Origin of the sequence: Brevundimonas vesicularis (assembly GCF_014204545.1) — a bacterium.
Taxonomy (GTDB): Bacteria; Pseudomonadota; Alphaproteobacteria; order Caulobacterales; family Caulobacteraceae; genus Brevundimonas; species Brevundimonas vesicularis_B.
This window is the reverse complement of the sequence record NZ_JACHLJ010000002.1, coordinates 566,186-582,659: the sequence shown is the minus strand read 5'-3', so window position 1 is coordinate 582,659 and position 16,474 is coordinate 566,186. Positions and strand designations below refer to the sequence as shown.

The 16,474-nt window shown below is 67.6% G+C and carries 15 protein-coding genes and 1 tRNA gene; 8 read left to right on the top strand and 8 right to left on the bottom strand.

Going from position 1 to position 16,474, the window contains the following annotated elements; translation table 11 throughout:
* Positions 1-57 precede the first annotated feature (57 nt).
* Entirely contained in the window at positions 58-672 is a 615-nt protein-coding gene (locus HNP47_RS11015; protein WP_184279585.1) for a malonic semialdehyde reductase, read from the bottom strand.
* Positions 673-830: 158 nt separating this feature from the next.
* On the opposite strand from HNP47_RS11015, the gene HNP47_RS11010 reads away from it, so the two are divergent.
* The gene (locus HNP47_RS11010; protein ID WP_039244052.1) at positions 831-1,160 is read left to right on the top strand and encodes a YbaB/EbfC family nucleoid-associated protein; all 330 of its coding nucleotides are present in this window, start codon (positions 831-833) and stop codon (positions 1,158-1,160) included.
* Positions 1,160-1,762, top strand: a complete 603-nt coding sequence (gene recR / locus HNP47_RS11005) for a recombination mediator RecR (RefSeq protein ID WP_091751010.1) — start codon at positions 1,160-1,162, stop codon at positions 1,760-1,762. The genes HNP47_RS11010 and recR overlap by 1 nt, the downstream gene beginning before the upstream one ends.
* Positions 1,763-1,767: 5 nt before the next feature.
* Here recR and HNP47_RS11000 read toward each other — a convergent pair whose 3' ends face one another.
* Complete coding sequence (locus tag HNP47_RS11000; RefSeq protein WP_184279584.1) at positions 1,768-2,130, bottom strand: hypothetical protein; 363 nt, start codon at positions 2,128-2,130, stop codon at positions 1,768-1,770.
* A gap of 121 nt (positions 2,131-2,251) precedes the next feature.
* Between HNP47_RS11000 and HNP47_RS10995 the strand changes: the two genes are divergently transcribed.
* From HNP47_RS10995 to HNP47_RS10975, 5 genes are all read left to right on the top strand, one after another.
* On the top strand, positions 2,252-3,469 hold the full coding sequence (locus tag HNP47_RS10995) for a DNA recombination protein RmuC (protein WP_184279583.1): 1,218 nt from the start codon (positions 2,252-2,254) through the stop codon (positions 3,467-3,469).
* A gap of 85 nt (positions 3,470-3,554) precedes the next feature.
* Positions 3,555-4,013, top strand: coding sequence for a hypothetical protein (locus HNP47_RS10990; RefSeq protein ID WP_184279582.1), 459 nt, complete (start codon positions 3,555-3,557; stop codon positions 4,011-4,013).
* 3 nt (positions 4,014-4,016) lie between these two features.
* Positions 4,017-4,223: a helix-turn-helix transcriptional regulator gene (locus tag HNP47_RS10985; protein WP_039244055.1), complete on the top strand. Its 207-nt coding sequence runs from the start codon at positions 4,017-4,019 to the stop codon at positions 4,221-4,223.
* On the top strand, positions 4,220-4,870 hold the full coding sequence (locus HNP47_RS10980; RefSeq protein ID WP_184279581.1) for a hypothetical protein: 651 nt from the start codon (positions 4,220-4,222) through the stop codon (positions 4,868-4,870). The genes HNP47_RS10985 and HNP47_RS10980 overlap by 4 nt, the downstream gene beginning before the upstream one ends.
* A gap of 44 nt (positions 4,871-4,914) precedes the next feature.
* Positions 4,915-5,877: a TraB/GumN family protein gene (locus HNP47_RS10975; RefSeq protein WP_184279580.1), complete on the top strand. Its 963-nt coding sequence runs from the start codon at positions 4,915-4,917 to the stop codon at positions 5,875-5,877.
* Positions 5,878-5,923: 46 nt separating this feature from the next.
* Here HNP47_RS10975 and HNP47_RS10970 read toward each other — a convergent pair.
* The 4 genes from HNP47_RS10970 to HNP47_RS10955 all read right to left on the bottom strand — a co-directional run bounded on the left by HNP47_RS10970 (position 5,924) and on the right by HNP47_RS10955 (position 10,413).
* A tRNA-Gly gene (locus HNP47_RS10970) sits at positions 5,924-5,997 on the bottom strand.
* A 39-nt stretch (positions 5,998-6,036) separates the two neighbouring features.
* Positions 6,037-7,032 carry a bile acid:sodium symporter family protein gene (locus HNP47_RS10965; RefSeq protein WP_184279579.1) on the bottom strand — a complete coding sequence of 332 codons (996 nt, stop codon included), beginning with the start codon at positions 7,030-7,032 and terminating at the stop codon, positions 6,037-6,039.
* 68 nt (positions 7,033-7,100) lie between these two features.
* The gene (gene acs / locus HNP47_RS10960) at positions 7,101-9,056 is read right to left on the bottom strand and encodes an acetate--CoA ligase (protein ID WP_184279578.1); all 1,956 of its coding nucleotides are present in this window, start codon (positions 9,054-9,056) and stop codon (positions 7,101-7,103) included.
* 4 nt (positions 9,057-9,060) lie between these two features.
* Complete coding sequence (locus tag HNP47_RS10955) at positions 9,061-10,413, bottom strand: DcaP family trimeric outer membrane transporter (RefSeq protein WP_184279577.1); 1,353 nt, start codon at positions 10,411-10,413, stop codon at positions 9,061-9,063.
* Positions 10,414-10,574: 161 nt separating this feature from the next.
* Here HNP47_RS10955 and HNP47_RS10950 point away from each other — a divergent pair, with 161 nt between their 5' ends.
* Positions 10,575-11,183 carry a response regulator transcription factor gene (locus HNP47_RS10950; RefSeq protein WP_184279576.1) on the top strand — a complete coding sequence of 203 codons (609 nt, stop codon included), beginning with the start codon at positions 10,575-10,577 and terminating at the stop codon, positions 11,181-11,183.
* A gap of 11 nt (positions 11,184-11,194) precedes the next feature.
* Here the strand turns inward: HNP47_RS10950 and HNP47_RS10945 are convergent, their stop codons facing one another.
* The gene (locus tag HNP47_RS10945; RefSeq protein WP_184279575.1) at positions 11,195-14,560 is read right to left on the bottom strand and encodes a PAS-domain containing protein; all 3,366 of its coding nucleotides are present in this window, start codon (positions 14,558-14,560) and stop codon (positions 11,195-11,197) included.
* A gap of 214 nt (positions 14,561-14,774) precedes the next feature.
* The gene (locus HNP47_RS10940; protein ID WP_184279574.1) at positions 14,775-16,448 is read right to left on the bottom strand and encodes an MFS transporter; all 1,674 of its coding nucleotides are present in this window, start codon (positions 16,446-16,448) and stop codon (positions 14,775-14,777) included.
* Positions 16,449-16,474 lie beyond the last annotated feature (26 nt).

Sequence of the window (16,474 nt, the reverse complement as noted above, 5' to 3'; positions counted from 1 at the left end):
ACGACAAAAGGGCGGCCCGACGGGCCGCCCTTCTTCATTTCTGGCCGACGACTCGGCTCAGAGGATTTGCGCGGCCTCGTCGAACGACAGGCGTGGAGAGCGCGGAAAAAGGTTCTCGTCCGAGCCATAGCCGAGGTTGAGGATATAGTTCGGCTCGACATGGCTGTCGGGGAAGAACGCGGCCTTCACGCCGACGGCGTCGAAGCCGGACATCGGCCCGACATCCAGACCCAGGGCGCGGGCGGCGATGGTCAGATAGCCGCCCTGCAGCGAGGCGTTGCGGAAGGCGGTCTCGCGCCGGCCGGCCTCGTCTGCGAACCAGGCCTTGGCGCCCGGCGCGTGGGGGAACAGGGCGTCGAGATGGTCGTGGAAGTCCATGTCTTGACCGACGATCACCGTCACCGGGGCCTGCTGCGTCTTGTCGCGATTGCCTTCGCTCATCAGCGGGACCAGGCGCGCCTTGGCCTCGGGAGAGGTGACGAAGACGAAGCGGGCGGGCGATCCGTTGACCGCCGTGGGCCCGAACTTGGTCAGGTCATACAGCCTGTGCAGCAGGTCCGGCGCGACGGGGCGGTCGGTCCAGCCGTTGCGCGTGCGCGCCTCGGTGAACAGTTGCGACAGGGCGGCGTCCGACAGCGGAACGTCGCGTTGATGAGTAGCGTCATAGGCCATGGGAATGCGTTCCTGACTTAAATAGCAACGAGTACAGGTGCTAATTAGGGTGTTTTGAAACAGCCGCAAGCGCCAATCCTGATAGGCTGGGTTTCGATATCGCGCACCGAGCACAACCCCCCCTGTCGCCCAGGCTTCGTTCGCCCTATCTAGAGGGCATGAAAGATCTGACCCAACTGATGCAGCAGGCCCAGGCGATGCAGCAAAAGCTGCAGGACGCGCAGGCCAAGATGGCCGAAACGATCGCCGAGGGTTCTTCCGGCGGCGGTCTCGTCTCGGTGTCCCTCAAAGGCCCTGGCGAGATTACGGCCATCAAGATCGACGACAGTCTGCTGAGCCCGGGCGAGGGCGAGATCCTGGCCGATCTGATCGTCGCCGCCCATGCCGACGCCAAGCGCAAGCTGGATGAGCAGAACAACGCCCTGATGCGCGAGGCCGCAGGCCCCATGGCCGGGATGAACATTCCCGGAATGCCGAAACTGTTCTGATGGCCGCCTCCGCCGGGCCGGAGATCGAACGGCTGATCTCCCTTCTCGCCAAACTGCCTGGCCTGGGTCCGCGCTCGGCGCGGCGTGCGGCGCTGGCGCTGTTGAAGCGCCGCGAGCAGTTGCTGGTCCCGCTGGCGGCGTCGTTGGCTGAGACGGCGGAAAAGGTCGTCTCGTGCTCGGTTTGCGGCGCGCCGGATACGCGCGACCCCTGCGCCATCTGTTCGGACGGATCGCGCGACAATGGCCTGATCTGCGTGGTCGAGGAGGCCGGCGCCCTGTGGGCGATGGAGCGATCCGGCGCCTTTCGCGGCAAATACCATGTGCTGGGCGGATTGCTGTCCGCTCTGGATGGCGTGGGACCCGAGCATCTGCGGGTCACGGAACTGGTCGGGCGCGTGAGGGGCGGGGGCGTGCGCGAGGTCGTGCTGGCCCTGCCGGCCACGGTCGATGGCCAGACGACCGCCCACTATGTCGCCGAGCGGATCGCCGGACCGGATGTGGAGATCACCTCGCTGGCGCGCGGGGTGCCGGTTGGCGGGGAACTCGACTGGCTGGACGACGGCACCATCGTTCAGGCCCTTCGCGCCCGCCGCCCGGCCTGACCGAATTAGTTCGAAGGAACCGTCGGGGCGTTGACGTTCGGCGCTTCGCCTGTGGGTGTGGCGACGGCGCGGCCCGTCGAATCCGTCGGCGCGTCGGCGGCGGGCGGGGTCTGGCTGTCGCCCGCGAACGCCTGGGTCTCGGTGGCGGCGGCTTGCGGGCCCGTCTCAGCGTTCTTGGCGTTGAAAGCGCCGTTGGTCACGAACCAAAGTCCCAACAGCAGCACCGCGGCGGCGAGGGTCGAAACCGCCAGGATGACGGCGATGCGCGGGTTCTTGCGGCCGCTGCGCACCAGTTCGGCGTCGACCGGCCGGCCGTCGTGCACCGCATCGGCGGCGGTGTCGTGTCGGTGGGGCTTTTCGGGGGTCATGGGCGCGTCCTTCGTGCAAATGGCTGAGACACCAACGTCATCGCAACGGCGACGTTCCGGACAAGCGGCGTCCCGAAGGCGCGCGCTTCTCATTGACGGCGACTCTCGTTAGGAACGGAGCATGAACATGCTTGCGCCAATCCTTGCTGTGCTGGCCGCCGCCTTCGCGGGCGGTTTTCTGTGGGCCTATATGGGTTGGCAGAGGACGAGCGGCGCGCTGGCGGCGGCCGAGGCCCGCATCGATCTGGTCGAGGAAAGCCGCGTGACCATGGGCGAACTGCTCAAGGCTCAGGCGGCGCAGTCGGCCCAGGTCGTGGCGGATCACATGGTCAGCCGCGCGACCGAGACCTTCCGCGCCCAGGACCAGCTGGCGCGCGAGCGGATGGCCGCCCAACTGAAACCCGTCGCCGACACCCTGACCAAGTTCCAGGAGCATGTCGCCGCGCTGGAGAAGACGCGGTCCGAAGAGACTGGGGGTCTGCGCGAGCAGCTGGCCCAGCTGATGACGGCCTCGTCCGCCACGCGTGACGAGGCGCGCAAGCTGACCGAAGCCCTGCGCGGCAATACGGGCCGTCGCGGCCGCTGGGGCGAGCAGACCTGCCGCAACGTTCTGGAGGCCGCCGGCATGGCGGGGCGGTTCGACTTCACCGAGCAGACGTCCAGCGCCGACGACGAGGGCCGTCAGAACCGGCCTGACTTCATCGTCCGCCTGCCCGGCGGCGGCATGTTTGTGATCGACGCCAAGGTCCCGCTGGCCTTCGACGAGGGCGACGGCGACGAAGAGGCGCGCGCCCGTTCGGTCGGCCTGCGCACCGCCGCCAGCCTGAAGACCCACGTGCGCCAGCTGTCGTCCAAGGCCTATCAGGACCAGTTCAAGCCCAGCCCGGATTTCGTCGTCCTGTTCGTGCCCGGCGACGCCTTCCTGGTCACCGCCCTGGACCACGAGCCGGACCTGATGACCCAGGCGATGGCGTCGCGCGTCGTCATCGTCACCCCCTCGACCCTGTTCGCCCTGTGCAAGGCCGTCGCCTATGGCTGGCGGGCGGAAGAACAGGCGGCCAACGCCGACAAGGTCGCCGCCCTGGGGCGCGAGCTCTACAAGCGGCTATCGGTCATGGGCGGTCATGCCTCAGCCGTCGGACGGGCGCTGGATACGGCGGTCGGCAAGTACAATCAGTTCGTCGGTTCGCTTGAGAGCCAGGTCATGGTCTCCGCGCGCCGGTTCGAGGACCTGCAGGTCGATCACGAGGGCAAGGCCTTGCCGGATTTGACGCCGGTTGAAACCGCGCCCCGCGCCATCGCCCGTCCCGAACTGATCGCCGCCGCCAAGGTCGAGTAGCGCGCCTTTTCGTGGAAAGGGCGCTTGACAGTGCTGGAGCTGTAATGTCAATGTAACTTGTCAATAGGACAAGGGGTGTTGACTGATGCGCAAGTGGCGGCCGGTAATCAAGGCGACGGTGATCACGTTCGGCGGCGGCCTGCTGTTCGCCCTCCTGGGCGGCATCGCGGTCGGCTACGCCTCCAGCTCAGGATGGATCGCACCCGAGATGGGCGAGCTGATCGTGACCGCTGTCTTCGCCGCCGCCATCATGGCCGGCTCTCTGTGGATCGGCGCCGAATGGATGCGCGTGATCGACGAGGCCGCGCGTGAGGCGCACAAGGCGGCCTGGTACTGGGGCGGCACGGCGGGCATGTGCGTCAGCGGCGTCGGCGTGATCCTGTCCTCGGCCGGGCCTTGGCGCGATATCATCGCGCGCCAGATCGGATCGGGCGGCTCGCCCATCGACTATCTCTCCGCCGGGGCCGCCTTGATGATCGCCCCCATGCTGATCGGCTACACCGTCGTCTGGGTGTGGTGGTGGCTGGCGCGGATGCGGGGCTGAGCCATGAATAATCGTCTCAAGGTCCTGCGCGCCGAGCGCGACTGGAGCCAGGCGCAGCTGGCCGAACATCTGGGCGTGTCGCGCCAGACCGTGAACGCGCTGGAGACCGGCCGTTACGACCCCTCCCTGCCGCTGGCCTTCAAGATCGCCCGCGTCTTCGGCCAGCCCATCGAATCCATCTTCTCGGACGATCAGGAGCCGACGAAATGAAGTCCTCCACCCTCTCTCCCGCATCCTGGCCGCGCTGGGTTCGCGCCTTTGTTTTCGGCGCCATCTTCGGGGTGGTCGGCTACGGCGTCGGGGCCTGGCTGGCCAGGATCGCGCCGGGCGGATTCGGACCGAGCGACATGAACTTGCGCTGGTCGGATGGCCTGGCGACGCTGGTCGGCCTGGCCCTGGCCGCGGGATCGCTGTGGGCGCTGTATGTCAGCCTGAACGCCGACCGCCTCGGCCGGATGTATAATCTGGATGGTCCCGCCTCGCCGGATGAGACGGCTCTGGCCCGGTTTCAGGCGCTGGTCATAGGCTTTTCCGGTGTCATCCTGACCCTGCCGGTCGTCCTCAGCCTGGCGGGCGTCAATCCCGTGCTTGGCCTGGGCGCCATCGGCCTTCTGCTGGTGCTCCACACGGTGATGAATGTGCGCGTCTATCGCCAGGCCGACGAACTCGTGCGTCGGGCTGTGATCGAGGCGGCGGCGGTCACCTTCTTTGCGGGCCAGCTGGTCTTGTTCCTCTGGGCCGCCGCCGAGCGTCTGGGCGCCGCGCCCGCCATTACGGCCTGGGACATCTACGCTGTCCTGATGGCGCTCTATCTGGGCTGCTCCATGTGGATCGGCGTGCGTCGGGGCCTGGCCTGATCCGTCCTGCTTCTCTTTCATTTTCGACAACAACGAGACCTCTCATGACCTTCACTGATCGCCTTCTGTCGTCTGTTTCCAGCGTGGCGCGTGGGGCCGTGGGCGTCGCCGGCGGCCTGGCGTTGTTCGTCGCCATCGCCGGCGTCCCGGCCGACGCCTTGGCCCAGACCGCCGCGCCGGCCGTCCCTGCGCCGATCCAGGGCGAAGGCCCCGCCCTGTGGGTGGTCAAGGATGCGGACTCGACCCTGTATCTGTTCGGCTCGGTCCATGTTCTTCGCCCGACGATCGGCTGGTCCAGCCCCCGCGTCGAGGCCGCCTTCAACAGCGCCTCGGACATCTGGTTCGAGATCAGCAATCCCGATGACCAGGCCGCCATCATGCCCCTGATCCAGCAGCACGGCCTGTCGCCCGAGACGCCTCTGTCCAGCCGCCTGACGCCGGAAGAAAACGCCGAACTGGACGCGGCCGCCCAGGCCATGGGCGCCTCCGCCGCCCAGCTTCAGCCGATGAAGCCCTGGCTCGCGGCGCTCAGCCTGTCGGTCGCGCCGCTGATCAAGGCCGGCTACGATCCCAAGTCCGGCGTCGAGCTGGTGCTGAAGGCGCGGGCCGAGGCGGCGGGCAAGCCGATCCACGGCTTCGAGACCATCGACAAACAGATCGGCATCCTGGCCGGCCTGCCCGACGACGTGCAACTGGTCTTCCTGCGCGAGACGCTGAAGGACTTCGAGAACGCCGCCACCAAGCTGGATGAAATGGTCGAGGCCTGGGCCCGTGGCGACGTGGCCACGTTGGACCGCGTCACCATCATGGAAATGAAGGAGGCTTCGCCTGCCCTCTATCAGGCCATTCTGGTGGATCGGAACACCGACTGGGCCAACCAGATCCAGACCCTGCTCGAAGGTTCCGGCACCGCCTTCATCGCCGTGGGCGCCGCCCACCTGACCGGCGACGACAGCGTCCAGGCCATCCTGCAAAAGCGCGGCGTGACGGTCGAAGCGGCGAACTGAGAAGGGAAGGAAGGCGCGGCGGCGACGTCGCGCCTTCGTCAACGGCTGGAGCGGGCAGCGGGAATCGAACCCGCACGAAAAGCTTGGGAAGCTTTCAGGCTACCACTACATCATGCCCGCGATGGCCTGAGGCCGGTCTATCTCAAGGCTGAACGGCGCTCAAGGTAAGACCGGACTCTGGGCGCGCGCTTCATTCTCTCGCGCATAGCGCTGGGCGATGATGGTGCAGGCGAACAGCTGGATCTGGTGGAACAGCATGATCGGCAGGACGATCAGCGGCACCGCGTGACCGGCGAACAGGATGCCGGCCATCGGGATGCCGGTGGCCATGCTCTTCTTGGAGCCGCAGAACAGGATGACGATCCGGTCGGGGCGATCGAACTTCAGCGCGCGGCCGGCGAAAAGGGTCAGGGCCAGGACGATGGCCAGCAGGGCGATGTTCAGGCCGATGACCTTGGCAAGATCCAGCGGCGCGACCTGGGACCAGACGCCGGCGACGACGCCCTCGCTGAAGGCGGCATAGACGATCAGCAGGATGGAGCCGCGGTCGACCAGGCCGATCAGTTTGGCGTGGCGGCCCAGCCAGTCCTTCAGCAGCGGACGGCACAGCTGGCCCACGGCGAAGGGGGCCAGGATCTGCAGACCGATGTCGAGGATGGACTGCAGATGGATGCCGCCATTGGCGCCGCCGATCAGCAGGGCGACCAGCAGCGGCGTCACGATCACGCCCAGCAGGTTCGACAGGCTGGCGCTGGTCAGGGCGCCCGCGACATTGCCGCCGGCGATGGAGGTGAAGGCGATGGACGACTGCACCGTGGACGGCAGCAGGCACAGATAAAGCATCCCGGTCAGCAGATCAGGCTGAAGCGACCCCCGCATCATGAAGACCAAGCCCAGCCCCAGCAGCGGAAACAGCAGGAAGGTCGAGAGGAAGACCGTGCCCTGAAGCCGCCAGTGCAGCAGGCCCGCGCCGATGGCCGCCGGCGACATCCGCGCGCCATACAGGAAGAACAGCAGGGCGATGGCGGCCTTGACCACCCCGTCCATGACCACGGCCGCCTGTCCGCTGGCGGGGAACAGGGCCGCCAGGATCACCATGCCGATCAGGGCCAGCAGATAGCCGTCGATCGGCAGGCGGGACAGGAAACGAGGCATGGACGGCTCAGGCTGCGGCAGGCTGACGCACAGATAGGCGCATCAGTCCCCGCATTGAACCCGCGTCGTCAGGCCCCGGCGCGGTTCTTGACCAGATCGTCCACGACCGAAGGGTCGGCCAGGGTCGAGGTGTCGCCCAGCGCGCCGATCTCGTTCTCGGCGATCTTGCGCAGGATGCGCCGCATGATCTTGCCGGACCGGGTCTTGGGCAGGCCCGGCGCCCACTGGATCACGTCGGGGGCGGCGATGGGGCCGATCTCGTGGCGGACGTGGGCGACGAGGGCCTTTCTCAGATCCTCGGTCGCCTCGACCCCGTTGTTCAGGGTGACATAGGCGTAGATGCCCTGACCCTTGATATCGTGGGGATAGCCGACGACCGCCGCCTCGGCGACATCGTCGTGCAGGACCAGCGCGCTCTCGACCTCGGCTGTGCCCATGCGGTGGCCGGAGACGTTGATCACGTCGTCCACCCGGCCGGTGATCCAGTAATAGCCGTCCTCGTCACGACGGCAGCCGTCGCCGGTGAAGTATCGGCCGGGATAGGTCGAGAAATAGGTGTCAAAGAAGCGCTGATCGTCGCCATAGACGGTGCGCATCTGGCCCGGCCAGCTGTCGGTGATGCACAGATTGCCAGACGCCGCGCCCTCCAGCGGCTGGCCCTCGGCGTCCACGATCTGAAGCTCGACGCCGGGCAGGGGCAGGGTCGCCGATCCCGGCTTCAGGTCGGTGGCGCCGGGCAGAGGGGTGATCAGATGGCCGCCCGTCTCGGTCTGCCACCAAGTGTCCACGATGGGGCAACGGCCGTCGCCGACCACCTCGTGATACCAGCGCCAAGCCTCGGGATTGATCGGCTCGCCGACCGTGCCGAGCAGACGCAACGAGGCGCGCGAGGAGGCCTTCACCGGCGCATCGCCTTCGCGCATCAGGGCGCGCAGGGCGGTGGGGGCGGTGTAGAAGATCTCGACCTTGTGCTTGTCCACCACCTGCCAGAAGCGGCCGGCGTCGGGATAGTTGGGGACGCCCTCGAACATCAGGGTCGTCGCCGCATTCGCGAGCGGTCCATAGACCATATACGAGTGGCCCGTGACCCAGCCCACGTCGGCCGTGCACCAGAAGACCTCGCCGGGGCGATAGTCAAAGACGATCTCGTGCGTCCAGGCGGCCCAGAACAGATAGCCGCCCGTGGTGTGCAGCACGCCCTTGGGCTTGCCCGTCGAGCCGGAGGTGTAGAGGATGAACAGCGGATCCTCGGCGTTCATCGGCTCGGGCGGGCAGTCCGCGTCGACCTTTGCGGCCTCCTGCCCATAGTCGAAGTCGCGGCCCTCGATCATCGGCACGTCGGCGCCGGTGCGGCGGATGACCAGGACAGTATCGACCTTCACCTTCGTCAGGGCCTCGTCGACATTGGCCTTCAACGGAATGTGCTTGCCGCCGCGCAGACCCTCGTCGGCAGTGATGACCAGGTTGGAGCCGCAGTCCTCGATCCGGCCGCACAGGCTGTCGGGCGAGAAGCCGCCGAAGACGACGGAATGCACCGCGCCGATTCGCGCACAGGCCAGCATGGCGTAGGCGGCCTCGGGGATCATGGGCAGATACAGGGTGATCCGGTCGCCCTTTTTGGCCCCATGCGCCTTCAGCACATTGGCCATGCGGCACACCTCGGCGTGCAGTTCGCCGAAGGTGATGTGGCGGCTGTCGGCGGGATCATCGCCCTCCCAAATGATCGCCGTCTCGTCCTTGCGGTGGGGCAGGTGACGGTCAATGCAGTTCGCCGAAACGTTCAGGACGCCGTCCTCGAACCAGCGGATACGGAAATCTTCCTTGTTGAAGGAGACGTCCTTGATCCGGGTCGGCGGGGTGATCCAGTCCAGACGCTTTGCCTGTTCGGCCCAGAAGGCGTCGGGGGTCTCGCGCGCGGCGATCCGCGCCGCCTCATACGCCTCCCGGTCCATGTGCGCCTTGGCGGCCCAGTCGGCGGGGACGGGATAGAGGGCGGGATCAGGCACGCGAGACGTCTCCGGCATCAAATCAGAATCCGTATTTGGCGAACAGGATCAGACGGGTCATGTCGCCGCTGGCGCCGGTTTCGATCTCGCGGTCCGCGAACATCAGCTCGGCCCCGACATCAAACGCCGTAACCGGCGACCAGATCAAGTTGGCGTGGAGGCTCTGGGCCGAGCGGTTGGCGGCCAGGCCTGTGAAGGCCAGGTCGTTGTCCACCTTCTGCGCCGACCAGATCAGGCTGGAACGCCAGCCGGGCGCCCAGACGTGGCGATAGGCGGCGAAGCCGGCGACGACGCCGATCGCATCCAGATCGCCCGCGCCGTTCAGCACCGCGTCGTTGGAGAAGTTCAGACCGACATAGCGGCCGATGCCCTCGCCGCCCGTCACCATCAGGCGCAGATCGTCCTTGGCGCCGACCTTGATCTTGGTCGAGGCCGACAAGCCCCAGCCCGTTGCGGTGGAGTCGATGTTCGTCGCTGGGTTTTGATACTTCAGCTGACGCAGCAGGCCGGCGAACTGGAAGTCGCCCCAGGGCCTGGACACCGCGTAACGGGCGGTGAAGTCCGGGATGCTGTTGTCGTCTGCGATGATGCGCGCGCCGCCGCCGAACGGAGTCACCGTCGTCTCGGGGTTCTCGACCGAAACCGAGAAGGGACCGCGGGTGTAGCGGACCTGGACCTGACGGGCGAAGACCGTGCCCTCGGCCGCGCCGATGAAGTCGGCGGATTCAGGCAGGACGGCGGTGTTCTGGAAGTTGGTCCACTCCTGGCCGATCAGCCAGTTGTCGATGGTGATGAAGGCGCGACGCAGGGTCGGGTTCGCCGGGCTGGTGGTCCGCTGGTCGGCGACGCCGGGCTGGGTCTGGAAGTCCATCTCCATCCGAGTGCCGATCTTGTGGCCGCCGACCATGCCGTCGGTGGTCAGCCAGAACCGGGTCTGGCGGGCGTTGAAGTCGGTCGCCGTATCCTCATCGGTCCCGCCGATGGGGATGGAGCCGGGAATGTGGAACTCACGCAGCGCATCGCCATTGACCGGATCGCCGCCGGAATAGCGGGTGGCGTAGGCGTCCACCTTGACGAAGCCGCCGAACTTGACCGTGTGGTCGCCGATACGGAAGCCGTCGCTGGACGCAGCCGGAGCGGCGGCCTGCTGGACCGGGGCGGGCGCGGCGGGGCGGGTTTCCAGGCGGATGATGTCCTGCTGTTGCGCCGCCTGCTGGGTTCGCGCGGCGACGACCTCGGACTTCAAGGCGTTCAACTGGGCTTCGAGCTGAGCGATGCGCGCCTCGAGCGCGGCTTGGTCCTGAGCCGAGGCCAGGCTGGGCGTCGCCATCAGTGCAACGGCGGCGGCTCCCGCCATCAGGCTTTTCGTGATCATGATGAACCTCCCGCGCCCGTCTGGCGCGGGCGTCCCTTTGACGACCTTTCCGCCTCCAGCCTCGGGGAGCCATTGGCCATTGGTCTAATTTCGACCAAAGTCGAACCGCGCCATGATGGCGACGACGCGGCCGGTCAGACGCCGCGCACGGAAGGAAGCCCATGGATCGCATCGTCGTCGCCGACGACCATCCCCTGTTCCGCGCCGCCCTGCGCTCGGCCGTCGACAAGGCGGCGCCGGGCGCGGAGGTGGTGGAATGCGCCAGCCTGGCCGAGGCCCGGGCCGCGATGGTCGCGCGGCCCGTGGATCTGTTGCTGCTGGATCTGAAGCTGTCGGACAGCGAGGGCATGGCGGGCCTCGCCGCCGTGCGGGCCGAGCAGCCGACCGTGCCCGTTGCGGTGGTGTCGGCCAGCGAGGATGCGCCGGTGGTGCGTCACGCCCTGGGTCTGGGCGCCGCTGGCTTCATTCCCAAGTCTTCGTCCCTGCCGCAGATGGTCGAGGCCATCGCCGCCATTCTGGCCGGCGACAGCTGGGCGCCGGATGTGCCTGAGGCCGACGACGATCTGGCCGGCCGCGTCGCCAGCCTGACGCCGTCGCAACTGCGGATTCTCGAAGGGCTGAAGGCCGGCCGGCTCAACAAGCAGATCGCCTTCGACCTCGGCGTCTCCGAAGCCACCATCAAGGCGCATCTGACCAGCGTGTTTCGAAAGCTGGGTGTTCACAACCGGACCCAGGCGGTGATCCTGGCCAAGTCGCTGGACCCGGCTTAACTCGCCAACTCCTAGCTCGACAGGAAGGCCTTCAGCGCCGCCGGCTTGATCGGCTTGGGCAGCAAAACGGCGCCGGCCGCCGTCGCCTGCTCGTTCAGCCCGTCGCGGGTGTCGGCTGTGACCAGGGCGATGCGGCGCACGCCCTGGGGCCTCAGCCAGTCGACGACGGCGAACCCTTCGGGGCCGTCGCCCAGATGCAGATCGACCACGGCGGCGTCGAACGGCCCTTGCGCCGCCTTGGCCGCCTCGACGCTGGCGACCAGCGTCGGTCGTGCGCCCCAGCGGGTGAGCAGGGCGTTCAGCGCGTCCAGGATCACCGGCTCATTGTCCACGCACAGCACGCGCAGGCCCGCCAGCGGCAGGCGGGCCTCGCGCACCGGCGGAACCTCGGCGGGCAGATCGGCTGCGCTGCGCGGCACGGTGATCCGGAAGGTCGTGCCGCGACCCACACGAGAACTTAGCTCCAGCGGGTGGTCGAGCAGGCTGGACAGGCGGCGCACGATGGCCAGACCCAGGCCTGCGCCCGGCTCATCGACGGCGCCGGGCAGACGCACGAACTCGCCGAAGACGGTTTCGTGTTCGGTGTCGGGAATGCCGCGTCCGGTGTCGCAGACGAACAGCTGCACCGTCTCGCCCCGCCGACGCGCCCCGACAAGCACCCGGCCGGCATCCGTATAGCGGATGGCGTTCGCCACCAAATTCTGCAGCATGGACCGCAGCAAATCGCGGTCGGACGCGACCCACAGGCCGCTGGACATCACGGTCAGGTCCAGACCCTTGGCCTCGGCCACGGGCGCGAACTCACGGCGCAGTTCGTCGAACAGGCCGCCCAGCGACAACCGCGCGACATTGGTCCGCACCCCGCCGGCTTCCAGCTTGGACAGGTTCAGCAGGGCGGTCAGCAGACGGTGGGCGCTGTCGATGGCGCGGTCCGCGTTGACGGCCAGGGTGCGGCTGGTCGCGTCTTCCAGCGCCGGCTCCTCCTTCAAGGCGGCGATGAACAGGCGGGCGGCGTGCAGCGGTTGCAGAAGGTCGTGGCTGGCGGCGGCCAGGAACCGGGTCTTGGAGGCCGTGGCGTCTTCGGCGACGCGTCGGGCCTCGTCCAGCCGGGCGGTGCGGTCCGCAACGCGCGCCTCCAGCCGTTCGTTGGCCTCCTCCAGCTCGCGCGCGGCTTGGCGCAGGGCGGTGATGTCGGTGTAGCTGGTGGCGTAGCCGCCGCCGGGGATCGGCGCACCAGAGGAGCGCAGCACCCGGCCGTCGGGCTGCTGGCGTTCGTGGTCGTGGGGAATGCGGCGGCTCAGCGCCTCCAGCCGGCGCTCGACCCAAGCCTCGATGTCATCGGGGCTTTCGCCGCGTTCGGCGTTCAGGCGATAGATGACGGCGATGGGCAGGCCGACGTGGACGAAGCCTGGCGGCAGGTCGAACATGGCGACGTAGCGCCGGTTCCAGGCGGTGACGCGCAGATCTTCGTCCACCACGATCACGCCTTGGTCGATGTTGTCGAGCGTGGTCTGCAACAGGTCGCGGTTGAACTGAACCGCTTGGGACGCCTCGTCCAGCATCCGCACCACGTCCTCGGGCGCGCGGCCGACCCCGGCCAGGGCCGCCGCGATGACCCGCCGGGCCGAGGCCGCGCCGATGGCGCCGGCCAACATCCGCTCGGCGGCGCGGGCAAGCGCCGCATCGGCTGGGTCGGCGTCACGCAGCCGGGTGTCGGTCTCATCGCCCCAGGCGGTGAAGGCGCGCTCGGCCCGTTCGTCGCCGATGAAGCGGGCGACCAGGGCGCGCAGATCGCCGACCGAGGCGCCCGACGGCGCGGGCCGGGCCTCCATCCAGTCCGGTCCCAGCCGATCCACGAAGGCGCGGGCCTGGACCCGGTCGATCAGACGGGGCTGAGCGAAGCGGGACACCCCGATATAGGCCGCCAGATTGAGCCCCAGGCTGACGAAGACGCCGAGCGCCAGAGGATCCTTGACCCCCAGCATGACGTGCAGGTGCCAGGGCGCGCCGGGCGACAGCTGGGGCATGGCCAGCATGACGATCCAGACGCCCATGCCGACCGTCATGCCCGCCAGCGCCCCTTGCGCATGGCCGCCCCGCCAAAGGACCGCGCCGAACAGGGCCGGCGCCAGCTGGGCCATCGCCGCGAAGGACACCAGCCCCATCGCCGCCAGGCCGCGCGACTGGTCCGTCGCCTGATAATAGAGCCAGGCCAGCAACAGGACCGCGACAATGGCCCCGCGCCGGACCTGGAGAATGGTCCCCGCCATGTCCGAGGCGTCGCCGCGCACCCGCCAACGCTCGCGCGCCAGGAAGGGCAGGATCAGGCTGTTGGACACCATGGCCGACAGGGCGACGGCCTCGACGATGACCATGGCGGTGGCGGCCGAAAAGCCGCCGACGAAGACCACGGCCGTCAGTAGGGTCTCGCCCCGCTGGAACGGCAGGGCCAGCACCAGCAGGTCCGGATTGACCGACGGCGCGAACAGGGCGCCGGCCGCCACCAGCGGCAGCACCGCCAGACTGGTCAGCAACAGATAGAGGGGAAATATCCAGCGCGCCCGTTTCACGTCCGACGGCTGACCGCCTTCGACGAAAGCGACGTGGAACTGACGCGGCAGGCAGAAGATCGCCAGGGTCGACAGCAGGGTGATGGCGGTGAATCGCGGCGTGACCTCGGGCGGCGCAGCCAGGGCGCCCAGACCCTCGACGATGCGCGGGGGCGAGCCTTCGTTCAGCAGCAGGACCAGGGCGAAGACGGCGACGAATAGCAGGGCGCCCAGCTTGACCATCGATTCCAGCCCGATCGCCTGGATCAGGCCGCGATTGTGCTCGGTCAGGTCGGGACGGCGCGCCCCGAACAGGATGGCGAAGAAGGCCAGGACGCCGGCCAGCACCAGAACCGTCAGTCCCTCGGACCCCGCCACCGGCGTGCCGGCGGTCAAAAGGGCGCCGGCCATCGACAGCGACTTCAGCTGAAGCGCGATATACGGCAGCGACCCCAGGATGGCGACGACCGTGACCGCCGCGCCCAGGGTCTGGCTCTTGCCGTAACGCGAGGCCACGAAGTCCGCCATCGAGCCGACGTTCTCGCGCCGGGCGGCGGCGGCGATGCGGCGCCAAAGCGGGAACAGCAGGGTCAGGCCGATCACCGGCCCGATGTAGATGGGCAGATACTCCCACCCGTCCCGCGCCGCCGTGCCGACCGCGCCATAGTAGGTCCATGAGGTGCAGTAGATGGCCAACGACAGGGCATAGACCGACGGCCCCAACCCCTTGCCGCGCGCGCGCGCCGACGGCCGTTCCTGAGACCAGGCGACGGCGAACAGCACCGCCATATAGGCGGCGACCAGGCCGAGGATCGTCAGGCTGAACATCGGGGCATCTGAACCGGGCACGGGGTGTTTCACAAGCGAAAGGCGGGCCGTCTTGCGACGACCCGCCCTTCATTCCGCCTAGACCGAAATCGGTTCAGGTGGACGCCGTCCATCTGAACCCAGATTTCGGTCCAGAATGATGGGAGCCTGATTCACGGCATCGGTCGAAATCGCGAAGCGATTTCACCTCAGCCGATCAGGCTCCAAAGCAGGATCAGGCGTTCAGATCGACGTCCTTGCCTTCCTTAACCAGCAGGAAGCCCAGAACGACCGTCCCCAGGGCCACCACGATCGGGTACCAGAGGCCGGAGTAGATGTTGCCCGTCGCCGCCACGATGGCGAAGGCGGTGGTCGGCAGGAAGCCGCCGAACCAGCCGTTGCCGATGTGATAGGGCAGGGACATGGAGGTGTAGCGGATGTTGGTCGGGAACATCTCGACCAGAGCCGCCGCGATTGGTCCGTAGACCATGGTCACATAGAAGCCGAGGATGAACAGGATCAGCACCACCATCGGCTTGTTGACCAAGGCGCTGTCGGCCTTGGCCGGATAGCCGGCGGCGGTCAGCGCCTCGCCCAGGCTCTTGTCCCAGGTCTTCTTCTGGGCGGCGAAATCGGCCGGGGCCATGGCGTCGCCCCGGAAGCTGGGGATGACGACTTGATCGCCGATGCGGACCTCGGCGACCGTGCCCGCCGGCGCCGCGACGTTGGTGTAGGTCACGCCCGCCTTGGCCAGGTAGGATTTGGCCACGTCACAGGAGTGGTTGAACACCGTCTTGCCGACCGGATCGAACTGCAGATTACAGTCGGCCGGATCGGCATAGACCGTGACGGGCGCCGAGGCGGCGGCGGCGGCCAGTTTTGGATTAGCGGCCTGGGTCAGGGCGTTGAACAGCGGGAAATAGGTCAGGGCCGCGATCAGGCAGCCGGCCAGGATGATCGGCTTGCGCCCCACCTTGTCCGACAGCCAACCCCAGAAGATGAAGAAGGGCGAGGCGGCCAGAAGCGCGATGGTCAGCAGCACATAGACCAGGGTGGCGTCGACCTTCATGACCCGTTCCAGGAAGAACAGGGCGTAGAACTGACCGGTGTACCAGATGACGGCCTGACCGGCGGTGAGACCCAGAAGGGCGATCAGCACCAGCTTCAGGTTGGGCCATTTGCCGAAGCTGTCCTTCAGCGGGGTCTTGGAGCCCTTGCCCTCAGCCTTCATCCGCTTGAACGACGGGCTTTCGGCCAGCTTCAGGCGGATCCACAAGGAGACGCCCAGGAGCAGGATCGAGACCAGGAACGGAATGCGCCAGCCCCAGGCGGCGAAGGCTTCCTCGCCCAGCGTGTAGCGAACGCTCAGGATCACCACCAGGCTCAGCACCAGGCCGGCGGTCGCGGTGATCTGGATGAAGGAGGTGTAGAAGCCGCGCTTGCCGCGCGGGGCGTGCTCGGCGACGTAGGTGGCGGCGCCGCCGTATTCACCGCCCAAGGCCAGGCCCTGGATCAGGCGCATCAGCACCAGGATGATGGGCGCCGCGATGCCGATGACCGCATAGGGCGGCAACAGGCCGACGACGAAGGTCGACAGACCCATCAACAGCATGGTGACGAGGAAGGTGTTCTTGCGTCCCCAAAGGTCGCCCAGCCGCCCGAAGACGATGGCGCCGAAGGGCCGCACCGCAAAGCCGGCGGCGAAGGCCATCAGAGCGAAGATGTAGCCGGTGGTTTCGTTGACGCCCGAGAAGAACTGGACGGTGATGATCGCCGCCAGCGAGCCGTAAAGATAGAAGTCGTACCACTCGATGACGGTGCCGACCGATGAGGCGAGGATGACCAGGCGATCGCTGCGATCGACGGTGTGTTCCTCTTCCCCAGACGCAATTGGAGCGTCGGTAGCCATGATCCATTTCCTCCCAAGTCGCCGTT